Origin of the sequence: Bradyrhizobium sp. (assembly GCF_035570375.1) — a bacterium.
Classification (GTDB): domain Bacteria; phylum Pseudomonadota; class Alphaproteobacteria; order Rhizobiales; family Xanthobacteraceae; genus Bradyrhizobium.
The window spans coordinates 1-14,959 of sequence record NZ_DATMLW010000270.1 but is presented as its reverse complement, the minus strand read 5'-3'; the positions used below and the strand labels follow the sequence as shown (position 1 = coordinate 14,959).

The following is a 14,959-nucleotide window of genomic DNA, read 5'->3' as shown; positions in this document are numbered from 1 at the left end:
GCGACCTTCTTGGTGAGGAATTACCCGGTTGCCTTAAGGCCATGCAGGGTTCGTGCCAGTCTTCCTCCCGGTGTTGCGAAGGGCCGAGCTTATTTCGACGACCGTGTCTTTGCGGTCATACCGGAACGCGCCGTCTTGGCTTTCCTCCGCCCCTTGCCCTCGTGCTGAAGCGCCTCGCGCACCTTTTTGAATTCGCGCAGCGAGGCCTTGTCGGCGCGCGGAAAGTGCAGGTCGAGGGATTCGAGCGCGCTGACGATCGCAGATCCGATCACCACGCGCGCAAACCATTTGTGGTCGGCCGGCACCACGTGCCATGGCGCGAAGGGCGTCGAGGTATGCCGGACGATCTCCTGGTACACGGCCATGTATCGCGGCCACAGCGCGCGTTCGCTGATATCGTTCATCGAAAATTTCCAGTTCTTCGACGGCTGCTCCAGCCGGTCGAGAAACCGCTCGCGCTGCTCCTGTTTCGAAAGGTTGAGGAAGAACTTCAGAATCACGGTGCCGTTGCGCGACAGATAGCGTTCGAACGCGCAAATATCCGCAAACCGCTCGCGCCAGATATTTTTGGTCACGAGCTTTGGCGGCAGCTTCTCCTGGGCAAGAATTTCCGGGTGAACGCGGGTCACCAGGCACTCCTCGTAATAGGAGCGATTGAAGACGCCGATGCGGCCGCGTCCGGGCAGCGCAATCATGGCGCGCCACATGAAATCGTGGTCGAGTTCGTGGGCGGTCGGCTGCTTGAACGAGGTGACCTCGCAGCCCTGCGGGTTGACGCCTTCGAAAATGCTCTTGATGGCGCTGTCCTTGCCCGACGCATCCATCCCCTGCAGGATCACGAGCAGCGACCAGCGATCCTGCGCGTAGAGCTTTTCCTGAAAATCGCTCAAATGTTTGCGGTTGGCCTCGAGGATCTTCTCGGCCTTGTCCTTGTCGAGCCCGCCCTTGTCGTCGGTCTTATAGGACTTCAGATGGAATGTGCCCGATCCGTCGTGGCGAAAGGGCGCGACAAACGGCTTCAACTGTTCGGCGAGCGTTTGCGAAGACTTCCTGCTCATGATCTCGACGACGGCATGCGTTGCGCTTTTAGCTTCTCAACGACGCTACCAAGGATACCCTTGGGAAGGAAGATGATGAACAGCACCAGCAGCAAGCCATAGACGAGGTTGTCCCAGCCGACCGCATTGGCGCCAAAGGAAATACGCAATCCCTCCGCCAGCAGGATGGTGATGACGGCACCGACGGTGGGGCCGAGTGAGACGTAGAGGCCGCCGACGATCGCGGCAAAAACCATCTGCAGCGACACCGAAATGCCGCTGACGGTGTCGGGAGAAATGAACATCTGGTACTGGCAGTAAAGCGCGCCCGCGAACGCCGTCATCAAGGCGCTGATCAGGGTGATCTTGAGTTTCTCGGCGGTGACGTTGACGCCGGCCGCGGCGGCCGCATCTTCATCCTCCGAGATCGCCTCCATCGCGTAGCGGCCCATGCTGCGATCGATGGCGCGCCAGACGAGCAGGCCGACCATCCAGACCAAGAGGGCGATCAGGTACCAGGTGGTCTTGTCGTCGAACTGCAGCGCGAGCCAATGGTTGCCGGTAGCGCGGTTCGGCGTATAACCGAGCGAGCCGCCAGTGTAGTCGCGCGTGGCGGTGATGACCTGCAGCACGATGCCGGACAGTGCCAGCGTCACCAGCACGAAATAATGACCGGTGATGCGGAAGCGGAAGCAGGGATAACCGACAATCAGCGCAAGCACGCCCGCCGCCGCCATGCTTGAGGGAATGCCGATCCATGGCGAAACGCCAAGATGATTCCACAACAACGCGGTCACATAGGCACCCACCCCCATGAAGCCGCCATGGCCGAGCGATACCAGTCCGAACCGGCCCATGACCGACCATGAGGTGTAGGCAAAGGACCAGATCAGGATCAGCGTCAGGATGTGCAGGTGATAGGGATTGCGATAGACAAAGGGCAGCGCGATCGCCGCCGCGATGCCCACAGCCGGGATGGCGTAGCGCTGCATCATCGCCGCCTCGCGAGCAGGCCCGCGGGCCGGATGAACATCATGACAATGAAGAAGGCGAAGGCAAGCACATAGCCCCATTCGAGGTCCGAGAACAGGCCGCCGAGCGAGATGATCTGCGCGAAGACAAACGCGGCGATGAAGCCGCCGACGAAATTGCCCAGGCCCCCGAGCACGCAGATCAGGAAGGTGATGGGCCCGAACGACAGGCCGACAAAAGGATGCACGTCGTATTGCAGCACCAGGAGGCAGGCGGCCAGACCGGCGAGCCCACCGCCGAGCGCCGAGGTGATGAGATAGAGGCGCCTGGCATCGACGCCCATCAGCGACATGATCTGGCGGTCCTGCGAGATCGCGCGGATCGCGGTACCGGTGAAGGTGCGCGTCATAAACAGGTAGACGCCGATCATCCCGACCAGCGCCGCGGCGAAGGACAATAGCCGCGCATAGCTGAAGTGCATCTCGCCGAATGACAGCACCGGCAGGCGGATGCCGACGTTACGGAAATCGATGCCGAAGGCGACGGTGGCGAAGCTCTGCAGGATGAAGAGCACGCCGCCAGTCGCCAAGAGCTGGTTGATCGGCGGCGCGCCCAACAGCGGCGCGATCACGAGATAATGCAGCGCCGCCCCGAGCAGTGCGACCAGGAGAATCACGAGCGGTGCCGCGGCGAAGTACGGCAGATGATAGTACTGGATGAGATAATACATGCCGTACATGCCGATCATGACGAGCTCGGCATAACAGATCCAGGTGACGTCGATGACGCCAAAGATCAGGTTAAGCCCGAGCGCCAACAGCGCAAGCAGCCCGCCGAGCAGGATGCCGTTGATCACGGCCTCCAGCAAATAGATGTCGAAGATGTCAAAAAATGCCTGCATCGCTCCCACCTTACTGCCGGATGATTGTCTGAATCGACCTAACCGCGATCGTCACCTCTCCCCTTGTGGGAGAGGTCGGAGCGCATCGACCGATGCGATCCGGCTGAGGGGTTACGCTCTCTCGAGGAACCTGAGACCCCTCACCCGGCGCTTCGCGCCGACCTCTCCCCGCAGGGGAGAGGTCAACGGTGCGCGCGGCGACAGCTCGAGCTGACTTCATGATGTCTCAAACCCCGAGATAGGCTTGCTTGATGGTGTCGGTGCCCATCACCTCGGCCGACGTTCCGGAGACGCGGATCGAGCCCGCTTCCAGCAGATAGGCACGATCGACGATGCGAAGCACCTGCTGCACGTTCTGCTCGACGATCAGCACCGTGAGCCCGCTGGCGCGAATTCGTTTGACGAGTTCGAACACCTGCTGCACCACGACCGGCGCCAGCCCCGCCGACGGCTCGTCGAGCAACAACAATTTCGGGTTCGACATCAGCGCGCGCCCTATCGCGCACATCTGCTGTTCGCCCCCCGACATGGTTCCAGCCATCTGATGGCGCCGCTCCTTCATGCGCGGAAAAAGATCGAAAACGAAATCCAGCCGCTCGGCGAATTTCCCGCGCGCACCGGGCATGTAGGCGCCCATCTTCAGATTGTCCTCGACCGAAAGCCGCGGAAACAGCCGCCGATTCTCCGGCACATGGGCGATGCCGAGGTTGACGATCCGGTGCGGCGGCGTTGCCAGCACGTCGGTGTCTTCCATGACGATCGAGCCGCTGCTTGCGCAAATCAGCCCCGAGATCACGCGCATCAGCGTGGTCTTGCCGGCGCCGTTCGGGCCGATGACGCCGACCGCCTCGCCCGCTTTCACCTGAAGGCTGACGCCGAACAGCGCCTGAAAGCTGCCATACCCCGCATCGACCGATCGCAGCTCAAGCATGTGATTTCGCCTCCGCCCGGCGGCGCGCTTCGGCGGCCGCGATCTGGCTCGAAGCTGCGTCAGTGCCGAGATAGACCTCGATCACCCGCGCGTCGGCTGCAACCAGAGCCGGCAAGCCTTCGGAAATCTTCTCGCCGTGATCGAGCACCATCACGCGATCGACCACGCGCATCAGGACGCCCATGATGTGCTCGACCCAGATGATGGTGACGCCGAGTTCGTCGCGGATCTTGCGCAGCATGTCGGCGGCCTGATCCATCTCGCTCTCGTCGAGCCCGCCGAGACTTTCGTCGGCGAGCAAGAGTTTTGGCGACGTCGCAAGCGCCTTGGCGAGTTCGAGCTTCTTCAACCCGGCGGCGCCCAGGCCTTCGACACTCATGTGCCGGTCCGTCGGCAGGCCAACCGTGGAAAGCGCGCGCTCTGCAGCCGCTTCCGCTTTCGCGCGGCTGTGGCGGCCCTGGCCGTAGAAGCCCGCCAGCACGACATTGTCGAACATGCTCAGGCGGTGAAACGGCCGCGGGATCTGGAAGGTGCGCCCGACGCCGCGATTGATAATGCGATGCGGCGCCAGTCCCGCGATCTGGAGGCCATCGAAGGTGATCGATCCCGCCGACGGCACCAGCGTGCCGGAAAGCATGTTGAAGATCGTGCTCTTGCCCGATCCGTTCGGGCCGATCAGGCCAACAATCTCGCCGCGCTCGACCTTAAACGACACGTTGTTGACCGCGGTGAACCCGCCGAAGCGCTTCGAAAGCCCGCTCACCGTCAGCACTTCAGATACTCCGCTGGTCTACTGCAGCCGCGACGAAGGTGCGCTCCCTCTGCCACGCAACCGGGGTTTACCCCGGTTGCGCATAGTGAATCGGCGCAAGTCGGGCAAGCCACGACTTGCGGTGGGAGAGGGTCGGGGCGAGGGGTTTCGGTCTTTAATGCGAGCAATGGCCCCTCACCCGATTTGCTGCGCAAATCGACCTCTCCCCAGCGGGGAGAGGTGAATCGAGTCCGCGGATGGAGCAATCAAATCGAACATCATCCCGGAAGGCGGGTAATACATTTACTGATTACTGAAAGTGGTTCCCTTCGGCAGCGGCAGCACGGTCTCGCGCTGCATCTGGCTCTTCGGCCACACCACGTAGGATTTGTCGTCGATATATTGCAGCACGACCGGGAACGAGCGCGCGTTCTGGCCGGCGAAGCGTTCGCCCTCGCCATAGAACTTGACGCCGTAGCCGAGCATGGTGCCGCCTTCGGGAATGTCGGTGTCGAGCGCCGCTCTTCGCAGCGCCTCGGAATCGACGCCGCCGTATTTCTTGATCGCCCTCGGCAGCACGTCGTCGAGGAAGACATAGGCGTTGGAGGCGCCGATGCCGACGTGGGCGGAGCGGATCGCTACCCCCGGCTTGAGCTTGTCGAACGCCTCGCCGACCATCTTGATGACCGGCGGCAGCTTGGGGTCCATGTTGTTCTGGTTGGCGAGCCAGATCGAGATTGGATCGGTGTTGAAAAGATAGTTGGCGTCGGTGCCGAGGCCTTCCTTCAGTTTCTCATAAACGCCATAGCCTGCGCCGTGGCCGACGATGGCGCCGAACTTCAACCCCTGTTCGCGCGCCTGCCTGAATAAAAGAGTGATATCGGGATTGTAGCCGGTGTGGAAAATCACATCGGGCCGGGCGCGCTTGAGCTTGGTAACCAGCGCGGAAAGATCAGGCGCGGTCGCCGAATAACCCTCGTTGAGCACCAGGTTGAAGCCGGCCTTCTTGACCCCGGCCTCGTTGCCCTTCGCCACGTCCACGCCATAGGCGCCATCTTCGTGGATAATGGCGACGCGAAGGTCCTTCGGCTCCTTGCCGAACTTTGAAAGCGAGTTCTGGGCGATGAAGTCCGTCGTCATCATGCCGTACTGATCGCCGGCGGCCTGCGGACGAAAGACGTATTTGTAGTTCTTGCCGTCGAACACACCGGAGGAAATGCAGGTGGTGATCCACATGAACTTCTTCATCTGCTCGGCACGCGCCGACACCGGCACGCATTGCGCCGAGGAGAAGAAGCCCATCAGCATGTCGACCTTTTCCTGCTCCAGAAGGCGTACCGCCTCATTGATGGCGACATCGGGCTTGCTTTGCGCGTCCGCATAGACCGCTTCGACCTTGTAGCCCTCGACGCCGGTTTTGGCGTAATGGTCGAGCATGATCTTGACGCCGGTATATTGCAGCTCGGAGCCGCCGCCGGCGAGCGGGCCGGTCAGATCGAAGATCACCCCGACCTTGATCTTCTTCTCCTGGGCATCGGCGGGAACCGCCATGCCCAGCGCCGTCATCACAGCCAACAGCCCGCCGAACAGGTGGGCAGCCCCGCGCACCGACATAAAAGCCTCCCGGATGATTGCGTCGTTTGGTTCTTGTATCTTTGGCGCCTATCACATTGGTAGCGCCTACCGATGTCAAGCGCGTCGGACGCCTGTCAGGGCAGCCGGCGAGCGCAATTAGGTCGAAAGTCGTGCTTCGAGAAACGCCGTGACAAAGCGCGGCATCGCTGCGGTAAAATCGGCGCGGCTGCGCACCAGGTGGACCGCGGAAAGTTCGGGATGGTGCTGGCGGGCGAGATTGGCGTTGATCCGCGCGCGCAGCGCTTCGCCGCCCATATCGAGGTTGAGCAGCCGGATCATCGCGATCGCCGCGCCGACCACCACGCAGTCCCAATGCGGCTCCGCGGTATAGTCCTGCCTGGCAAGGCCGGTCTCCTCGAAAATCTCGCGGACCACGCTGCCAGCGACATCGACCGCGCCGTCCCTGACATCGTCGGGATCGGGCGTGCCGGAGGGAAAGTAGATGCGCCCTGCGTTGGCGGTATGCTGCGCCATTTCGCCGAGCACGAACGCGCCATCCGACGACCGCACCGCGCCCATGCCAAAACCGTTGAAGACGCCGCGGTCCGGGAATCCCCAGTCGCGCCACGCCAGGAAGCTTGCGAAATCGACCTCGAAATAGTCGGCGCTGAAGCGGCTTTCGGAAAATTCCGGATTGCGCCCGATCAACACGCGGCCGTTCCAGAGTTTCGGCCGCTCGCGCTGTCGCTCTGCAAAATGCACCTCTATTTCGGCGCGCCGCGCCTGCGCGAACGGCCAGGCAAAAGGTCGCACCGGGAGATCGAGCGCCGTGACGCGGTGGATGACGGGAGAGGTCATGCCGTCTCGAGAAACGGGCTGAGTGGCAAAATCCTACTTCGCATTCGTGCCCGTCGTCTTCTTCGCGGCATCGACGAACTTGTTGGTCCAGGTCTTGCTGACATCGATATTGGCCCTGGCGACTTCGGGCGAACCGACGCTGAATACCGCAAGCACGGCGTCCGCTCCTTTTGGATCCATCTTGCCGTTCTGCGAATACATCGGGATCGTGTTCTTCAGCGCTGCGAGATAAAGCTCCCTGCTCTTGCCGACCATTTCCGGCGGCATCTTCTCCATGATGTCTTCGGCCGAATGGGTGTGGATCCAGTTGAGCGTGTTCAGGATCGCATTCGTCAGGGCCTGGGCTTCCTTCTCGTGCGAAGCAACCCACGCCGCCGTCGAATAGAGCGCGCCGCCCGGATATTCGCCGCCGAACACGTCAAGCGTATCCTTCGCCGTGCGCGTGTCGGAGAGGATGCGCAGGTCGCCGTGGCTGGCCTGCAGCACCGTGACCGAGGGATCGAGCATCACGGCCGCATCGATCTGGCCCTGCTCCATCGCCGCCACCGCGGTCGCACCCAGGCCGACGCCGATGACCGCGACGCTTGCCGGATCGATGCCGTTCTTCTTCAGGAGAAACTTGAGAAAGAAATCGGTCGAGGAGCCGGGCGCGCTGACGCCGACCTTCTTGCCGGCAAGATCCTTGATCGATTTGATTTCGGCGGTATGTGTCGGCGACACCACCAGAACCTCGCCGGGATAGCGGTCGTAAACGACAAAGGATTGCAGCTCCTGCTTCTTGGCGGCGAGATTGACGCAGTGGTCGAAATAGCCGGACACCACATCCGCACTGCCGCCGAGCACCGCCTTGAGTGCGTCGGAACCGCCCTTGAGGTCGACGAGATCGACCTTCAGCCCCGCCTTTTCGTATTCGCCAAGCTGGTTGGCGAGGACCGTCGGCAAATAGCACAGGCAGGCGCCGCCGCCGACGGCGATCGTTACCTTGCTCTGTGCGGAAGCGGGCGCGGAAATCAGGAATAGCGCGAGCACGGTCGCGGCGAGTTTTTGCAAGGTCATTCTCATGATTTCCCTCCGTGAGCGCTTCGCCCGGGGCGCAACATAGAGCAGCGCGGAGGCGGTGAGAAGGCGACTTTCTTCTACGTCGTCCGGGCGAAAGCCGGGATCCCTACCGCGTGATTCATCGTTTTGAAAATGCCGTTTGGCGACTGGTCGCAACAATATCCGCCGGTGGTTGTGGGTCCCGGCGTTCGCCGGGACGACAATATAATTTGCCGCCGAATCCTACCCCCTCGCCTCGCCCGCATCCGGCCGCCAGACCAGGAGGCGGCGCTCGACCAGGGTAACGCCGAAGTCGATGAGGATGACAAAGATCGACAACACGAACATGCCGGCGAAAACGCCGGCGACGTCGAACACGCCTTCCGCCTGCTGGATCAGATAGCCGAGACCTGCAGCGGAACCCAGATATTCGCCGACGACAGCGCCGACCACCGCAAAGCCGACCGAGGTGTGCAGCGAGGAGAACATCCACGACAGCGCCGAGGGCCAGTAGACATGGCGCATCAACTGCCGCTCGTTCATGCCGAGCATTCTCGCATTGTCGCGCACCGTCGCTGATACTTCCTTGACGCCCTGATACACGTTGAAGAAGACGATGAAGAAAACCAGCGTGAAGCCGAGCGCGACTTTCGACCAGATGCCCAAGCCCAGCCACAGGGCGAAGATCGGCGCCAGAACCACGCGCGGCAAGGCGTTGGCCATTTTCACGTAAGGATCGAACACCGCGGCGACGATCGGCTGGCGCGCGAACCAGAATCCGACCGCCGCACCCCCGAGCGAGCCGATCACGAAAGCCAGAATCGATTCCCAAAGCGTGATTGCAAGATGCTTCCAGATCACGCCGGTTCGGAACCAGTCGACGATCTGGCCTCCGACATCGACCGGGTTGGAAAAGAAGAACGGCGGCAACAATATGTGGCCGAAGATCGGCACCGTGGCGAAGAGCTGCCATAGCGCGAGGCCAACGACCGCGACCAGCACCTGCAAAGCGAGAAGCGTCACGCGCGACATGGTTGAGATGCCATTCCGGAGTCGTCCCTGCGAAAGCAGGGACCCATACGCCGCGTCCTATCGTTTGGGCAATGTGGCAAATGACTTCTGCAACAACAAGCGCCGGTGGTTATGGGTCCCCGCGTGCGCGGGGACGACGAGAGGATTGATTTAGCCCTTCCACGGATGTTGGAGGGTGCAAACGCAATCGCTTTACGGCTTCGAAAACGTGCCGATCAGGCCGGTCGCCTGCTTGACATGGCCGTCGAGCGCCTTGATCAGCTCGTCCCGCGTCAGCCCGGCTGCGAGCGCCGTCGGCTCGAGATCGGTCGCCATCAGCGTGAAGGTGTAGTGGTGCTGCGGTCCGGGCGGCGTGCATGGTCCAAAATAGTTCGGCAGCTTCATCAGGCTCGATCCGCCGACATATTTGTCGCTCGGCTTCGACACTTCGCCCTCGGCAAAGCCGGTGACGGAGGCCGGAATGCCGTAGGCCACCCAATGGCTGACGCCGCCGGGCGGACGCCCCTCGGGGTCGAACATCAGGATCGCAAAACTCTTGGTGCCTTCAGGCGGGTTCGACCAGGACAGCGCGGGCGAAACGTTCTCACCGACGCAATTCGGATTGGACTTGTTGTTGCCGGCGTTCTTTGTCGCCAGACGTTCGCCGTCCTTGAAGCTCGGTGACGACAGCGTGAACACGCCTTGCGCGCTGGCCGCTTGCGAGGCGAACAGGGCTGCAACAGCGATCGAGGCGGCCAGGATTGAAGCACGTAGAAGCATGAGATTTTCCCCTTTGTTTTGCCTTTGGGTTTTGCCCTAGGGTTTTGCTTTTGAGTTTTGCCTTTGACGGTCGGCTTCGAGGGCCGCTTTTGGCGGGCGGAGTGTAGCCACGGACGCTGCGAGATCAAGGCAAGTCATCATCACCAGCGGCTGTGACTCGCCAAGCCGACCCGAGGTCGTCCCGGCGAAAGCAGGGACCCATACGCCGCCGCCTATCGTTGGCCGAGGTGGCAGAGAGCTTCATTGCCAACAAACGCCGATGGTTATGGGTCCCCGCGTGCGCGGGGACGGCGAAAACGCCAAGCCACGCGCCAGATCATCTGGCTCCTGCGCCCGTCTGCGACGATTGCGCATAGCCCTTGAGCACCTCGTCCTTGAGGACACTCCAGATTTCGCGGTGAAGCGCGTGAAATTCTTTTGCCAGACGCACTTCCATGATGTCGCGCGGGCGCGGCAGCTCGACCCGCCAGTCGCCGATGATCCGCGCCGACGGCCCCGCCGACATGATCACCACGCGGTCCGCCAGCGCAATCGCCTCTTCGAGGTCGTGGGTGACGAACAACACCGCCTTGCGGTCGGCATTCCACAACTCAAGCAGCAGATTGCCCATGATCTGGCGGGTCTGGGCATCGAGCGGCCCGAACGGCTCGTCCATCAGCAGGATCTTCGGATCGCGGATCAGCACTTGCGCCAAGCCAACGCGCTTGCGCTGGCCGCCCGAGAGCATGTGCGGATAGCGATTGCCGAATGCCCCAAGCCCGACGGAAGCGAGCCAGGCTTGCGCCTCCTCCAGCGCCTCTGCGCGCGGCGTGCCTTCGATCTCAAGCCCGATGGCGACATTATCGATCGCGGTTTTCCAGGGAAACAGCGCATCGGCCTGGAACAGATAGCCGGCCTGCCGGTTCAGCCCTGCAAGCGGAAGCCCGAAAATCCGCACCTTGCCCGAGAGCGGCCGCAACAGACCGGCGGCGACATTGAGCAGGGTCGATTTCCCGCATCCGGTGGGCCCGACAATGGCGACGAACTCGCCCTGCTCGACCGCAAGGCGCGCTTCCTTGACCGCCGTATAAACGCGGTCATCGACCAGGCGAAACGCCACGGTCGTATCATCGAGTGCGACCGCCGTCGGCGTTGCTTTATCCACGCGCTTCCCCCAAGGTTGAGAGGGTGGCTTAGCGCCTGCGAAGGACAAGTTCAACGAGGACCGGCGGGTGGTGTTGCTGGATCGATGTTTGATCCCTCCCCCCGCGCAGCGGTGGGGAGGGAAGGCCGAAGCGAAGCGAAGGCCAGGGTGGGGGGCCTTTCTTGCACCCCCCACCCCGACGCTCGTTTCACTCGCGTCATCCCTCCCCACCACTCGCTCACGCTCGTGGGGGAGGGATGAGAGAGAGCACATGTTCGCATGCGACTATCCATCTGGGCGAATGAAACGCCTTGGGTCAGACTGAAATGATGCCCCCTCCAATCGCCTTCGCGCATGTGGGAAAAAGTTTTGACGGCGGCCGCGTCACGGCCGTCGACGACGTCTCGCTCGAAGTCGAGAGGGGGCAATTCCTGTGCATCGTCGGCGGCTCCGGTTCGGGCAAAACCACCCTGCTTCGGCTGGCCAACCGTCTGATCGATGCCGACACCGGACACATCACGATCGAAGGTGAGGACGTGCGCGACGCCGACCCGGTCGCGTTGCGCCGCCGCATCGGTTACGTTTTCCAGAGCGGCGGGCTTTTTCCGCATATGAGCGTCGATGCGAATATCGGCATCACGCCAAAGCTTCTGAATTTGCCGGCAGAGCAGATCGCTTCACGCGTCGACGAACTGCTCGCTCTGGTGCGGCTCGAACGCGCGCAATTCGGCGATCGCTTTCCGCATGAACTGTCGGGCGGCCAGCGCCAGCGCGTCGGCGTGGCGCGCGCGCTCGCGGCGCGCCCGAAGATCGTGCTGATGGACGAGCCGTTCGGCGCGCTCGACCCCCTCACCCGCGATGCGCTCAGCGAGGACTACCGCGCGCTGCACAGGAAGCTTGAACTGACCACGGTCATGATTACCCACGACATGACCGAAGCCATACTGCTCGCCGACCGTATTGCGGTGATGCGCGGCGGGCGACTGTTGGCGCAAGGCACGCCGGCAGAGCTGTCGCAAAGCCGGGACAGTTACGTCAACGAGCTCCTGCGCACGCCGCGGCGGCAGACCGAGCGGCTCAACGTCCTGTTGCCGCGGGATGGCGCGGCATGAGTCTTTTTTCCGACCCGCGCTGGGGCGAGGCGTTGGCGCATCTGCCGGACTATCTCGGCAGTCATGTGCGGGTCAGCGTCGCGGCGCTGGCGCTCGGCCTTGCCGTGAGCCTTCCGCTCGCGATCGCCGCACGCAACCGCCCCTTGATGCGCGGCGCACTTCTTGGGCTTGCGAGCATCGTGCAGACGGTGCCGGGGCTGGCGCTGCTGGCGCTGTTCTATCCACTGCTGCTCGCGCTTTCATCGGTGTCGCTTCAGTGGTTCGGCTTCGGTTTCTCCGCGTTCGGATTTCTGCCCGCCGTGCTCGCTCTTGCGCTTTATTCGATGCTGCCGGTGCTGCGCAACACGATCACGGGCCTTAACGGCGTCGAGCCTTCGATCCTCGAGGCCGCCCAGGGCGTTGGCATGACCGAGCTGCAGTCGCTGGTCTCGGTTGAATTGCCGCTGGCGCTTCCGGTGATGATGGCGGGGATCCGCACCGCCGCGGTCTGGGTGATCGGCACCGCGACGCTGTCGACGCCGATCGGCCAGACCAGTCTTGGCAACTACATCTTTGCCGGCCTGCAAACCCAGAATTGGGTGTTCGTGCTGTTCGGCTGCCTCGCCGCTGCGCTGCTGGCGCTCGCGGTGGACCAGCTTTTGGCCCTGATCGAGATCGGGATTCGCGCGCGCAGCCGCGTCCGCGCCGGCCTCGGCGCCCTCGGCATCGCCGCACTGGTTGCGGCAACGCTGGTGCCATCAATGGCGGGCAGGGCGGCCTATGTCGTCGGTGCCAAGACCTTTGCCGAACAATACGTGCTGTCGGCGCTGATCGCACAGCGCCTCGCGCGCGCCGGACTTTCCGCCACCACGCGCGAAGGGCTCGGCTCCAACGTGATCTATCAGGCTCTCCTCAACGGCGACATCGACGTCTATGTCGATTATTCCGGCACACTGTGGGTCAACCAGTTTCACATCAGTGAAACCAGGCCGCGGGCCGAATTGCTCGCCGAACTTAAGACGATGCTGGCACGGCAAGGCGTGACGCTGCTGGGCGAGCTCGGCTTCGAGAATGCCTATGCGCTGGTGATGCCGAAGAAGCGGGCTGAAGCGCTCCATATCCGCACGATCGCCGATCTTGCTGCGCAGGCGCCGACGATGTCGATCGCCGCCGATTACGAATTCTTCTCGCGGCCGGAATGGGAAAGCCTGCGGCAGGCCTATGGGCTGAAGTTTCGCGCGCAGCGGCAGATGCAGCCGGACTTCATGTATGCCGCAGCCGCTTCCGGCGAAGTCGACGTGATTGCGGGCTATACCAGCGACGGGCTGATTTCGAAATACGATCTCGTGGCGCTCGGCGACCCCAGGCAGGCGATCCCGCCCTATGACGCGATCGTGCTGATTTCACCCAAGCGCGCCGGCGACCAGGCGCTGCGATCGGCCCTGCAACCCCTGCTCGGCCGCATCGATATTTCCGACATGCGCGAGGCCAATTTGCGCGCCGCCGGCGGCAACGATGCGTCCTCGCCGGATACGGTGGCGCGCTGGCTGTGGGACAAGATCGCAAAGCCCTGAGGCCGGACTTCGCTTCGGCAGGCGGCCAGCCTCGGGCCTGCCTTCCGGGCTCCCCGCAATGTGCGCTTGATCACATACGGCGGACGATCCTCCCGCTATTCCTGCCCCATCAAATGGGGAGGTCGTCATGCAGAATACGAATTCGCAGGCTCGGGCGGGAAGCTCGGCCGCAGTGGCCGGACTTGGCGCAGCGCTGGTTGGCTGCGCGCTGATGATGGCGACCCTGACCAGCAATCCTTCGCCCGCGGCGATGCCGGTTCAACCGGCGCAGCCGGTCAATCAATGCGAAAATCTGCCGCTCATGATTCTCGTGTCGACGGAGACCGGAAGCGGCACGATACGATTCCGCGAAGGCGATTATCTTTCGCCGCCCATTAGGCTAAGCACCGTTCCGCAAACGGTCGTGTTTCCGCGTCCCCGTTCGACGGTCGCCGAGATACAGGAAGTCATCACCATCGAAGGCAATGCCACTGACGTTGTGACGACGAGCCCTGTGACCGGCTACCGCAAGGTTTACCCGCAAATATCGGGAATTCTGGCGTACAACGCGCGATGGCGGCCGCTGAAGCCCTGCTAGTGTAGCGCCGCGAGTGCGTTGTCGGAACGTCAAATCCTGAGCCACACTGGAAGCGTAGAGCTGCCAGTGTCCCTTGGTTCCGACGTTCGTAAAAGTGCGTGCGGCAACGTCGTACAAGAGTCGGAACCGCGACACTGGCCGGGACGATGCGTGCCTTTCATTTGTGCATCCTGCCGGCAAAAGCGTGTTGAACCTTTTCCGCACTGCACCGTACATAAGGGCAAGCCGAGTTGAGCGAGGCGGACATGGCGGAAGAGTCAAAGCTCAGGAAATGGGCAGCCGAGGCCGCCCACCAGGCCAGGACCGAAAAGGACGCCAACGAAGCACGCCGCTTGTGGAGCTTCGCGCAATACTGGACCCGCCTCGCCGACGAGGAAGATTTTCGGCGCGACGACCGCGCGGCGTGATCGCCTCGGAGGGCGAGACGCTGTCGAACATCACGCTATCGGGTGCGCCCCATGGGCGAATTTGGCTTTTTCAAAAGATTGCGAAGCGAAGCTGATCGCCTGCATTCGGCGATGGCCGATCGTCAGCGGATGCAGGTGGCAGGTCCCACCATAGCGCGATGAAGTTCGGCTTGATTATAGCCCCAGCGCAGCTGTGCTCCCTCTCCCCTTGTGGGAGAGGGTTGGGGTGAGCGACTGTGTTGGCTGTCAAGCGGGTTGCCATGGCGTTTTGGTCCTGAGCATGGCGTTGAGGATTGTGAGCAGCTTGCGAGCGACGGCGATCAAGGCGACCAG

14 protein-coding genes and 1 pseudogene are annotated in these 14,959 nt (G+C 62.5%); 4 read left to right on the top strand and 11 right to left on the bottom strand.

The genetic code is table 11. The features are described from left to right. Nucleotides 1-89: 89 nt before the first annotated feature. The 11 genes and pseudogenes from VNX23_RS30015 to VNX23_RS29965 all read right to left on the bottom strand — a co-directional run bounded on the left by VNX23_RS30015 (nt 90) and on the right by VNX23_RS29965 (nt 10,998). Nucleotides 90-1,058, bottom strand: a complete 969-nt coding sequence (locus VNX23_RS30015; protein WP_325635343.1) for a polyphosphate kinase 2 family protein — start codon at nt 1,056-1,058, stop codon at nt 90-92. After that, nucleotides 958-2,032: pseudogene (locus VNX23_RS30010) on the bottom strand (branched-chain amino acid ABC transporter permease). The gene VNX23_RS30015 and the pseudogene VNX23_RS30010 overlap by 101 nt, the downstream one beginning before the upstream one ends. Further along, a complete protein-coding gene (locus VNX23_RS30005; protein WP_325635341.1) occupies nt 2,029-2,910 on the bottom strand; it encodes a branched-chain amino acid ABC transporter permease in 882 nt (293 codons plus the stop codon). Before VNX23_RS30005 ends, VNX23_RS30010 begins: the two are co-directional and overlap by 4 nt. Nucleotides 2,911-3,136: 226 nt before the next feature. Next, nucleotides 3,137-3,841, bottom strand: coding sequence for an ABC transporter ATP-binding protein (locus tag VNX23_RS30000; RefSeq protein WP_325635339.1), 705 nt, complete (start codon nt 3,839-3,841; stop codon nt 3,137-3,139). After that, the gene (locus VNX23_RS29995) at nt 3,834-4,613 is read right to left on the bottom strand and encodes an ABC transporter ATP-binding protein (protein WP_325635337.1); all 780 of its coding nucleotides are present in this window, start codon (nt 4,611-4,613) and stop codon (nt 3,834-3,836) included. The genes VNX23_RS30000 and VNX23_RS29995 overlap by 8 nt, the downstream gene beginning before the upstream one ends. Nucleotides 4,614-4,895: 282 nt before the next feature. After that, nucleotides 4,896-6,206, bottom strand: coding sequence for an ABC transporter substrate-binding protein (locus tag VNX23_RS29990; protein WP_325635335.1), 1,311 nt, complete (start codon nt 6,204-6,206; stop codon nt 4,896-4,898). Between the two features lie 117 nt (nt 6,207-6,323). After that, complete coding sequence (locus VNX23_RS29985) at nt 6,324-7,025, bottom strand: NUDIX hydrolase (RefSeq protein WP_325635333.1); 702 nt, start codon at nt 7,023-7,025, stop codon at nt 6,324-6,326. A gap of 33 nt (nt 7,026-7,058) precedes the next feature. Further along, nucleotides 7,059-8,087 carry an ABC transporter substrate-binding protein gene (locus tag VNX23_RS29980; protein WP_325635331.1) on the bottom strand — a complete coding sequence of 343 codons (1,029 nt, stop codon included), beginning with the start codon at nt 8,085-8,087 and terminating at the stop codon, nt 7,059-7,061. Nucleotides 8,088-8,306: 219 nt separating this feature from the next. Continuing rightward, complete coding sequence (locus VNX23_RS29975; protein WP_325635329.1) at nt 8,307-9,095, bottom strand: ABC transporter permease; 789 nt, start codon at nt 9,093-9,095, stop codon at nt 8,307-8,309. Nucleotides 9,096-9,287: 192 nt separating this feature from the next. Further along, nucleotides 9,288-9,854: a YbhB/YbcL family Raf kinase inhibitor-like protein gene (locus VNX23_RS29970; protein ID WP_325635327.1), complete on the bottom strand. Its 567-nt coding sequence runs from the start codon at nt 9,852-9,854 to the stop codon at nt 9,288-9,290. Nucleotides 9,855-10,170: 316 nt separating this feature from the next. Continuing rightward, a complete protein-coding gene (locus VNX23_RS29965; RefSeq protein WP_325635325.1) occupies nt 10,171-10,998 on the bottom strand; it encodes an ABC transporter ATP-binding protein in 828 nt (275 codons plus the stop codon). A gap of 305 nt (nt 10,999-11,303) precedes the next feature. On the opposite strand from VNX23_RS29965, the gene VNX23_RS29960 reads away from it, so the two are divergent. The 4 genes from VNX23_RS29960 to VNX23_RS29945 all read left to right on the top strand — a co-directional run bounded on the left by VNX23_RS29960 (nt 11,304) and on the right by VNX23_RS29945 (nt 14,626). Next, nucleotides 11,304-12,089: an ATP-binding cassette domain-containing protein gene (locus VNX23_RS29960; RefSeq protein WP_414643110.1), complete on the top strand. Its 786-nt coding sequence runs from the start codon at nt 11,304-11,306 to the stop codon at nt 12,087-12,089. Continuing rightward, nucleotides 12,086-13,642: an ABC transporter permease/substrate-binding protein gene (locus tag VNX23_RS29955; RefSeq protein ID WP_325635321.1), complete on the top strand. Its 1,557-nt coding sequence runs from the start codon at nt 12,086-12,088 to the stop codon at nt 13,640-13,642. Before VNX23_RS29960 ends, VNX23_RS29955 begins: the two co-directional genes overlap by 4 nt. Nucleotides 13,643-13,769: 127 nt before the next feature. Next, nucleotides 13,770-14,219, top strand: coding sequence for a hypothetical protein (locus tag VNX23_RS29950; RefSeq protein WP_325635319.1), 450 nt, complete (start codon nt 13,770-13,772; stop codon nt 14,217-14,219). Nucleotides 14,220-14,449: 230 nt separating this feature from the next. Then, nucleotides 14,450-14,626: a hypothetical protein gene (locus tag VNX23_RS29945; RefSeq protein ID WP_325635317.1), complete on the top strand. Its 177-nt coding sequence runs from the start codon at nt 14,450-14,452 to the stop codon at nt 14,624-14,626. The last annotated feature ends 333 nt before the right edge of the window (nt 14,627-14,959 follow it).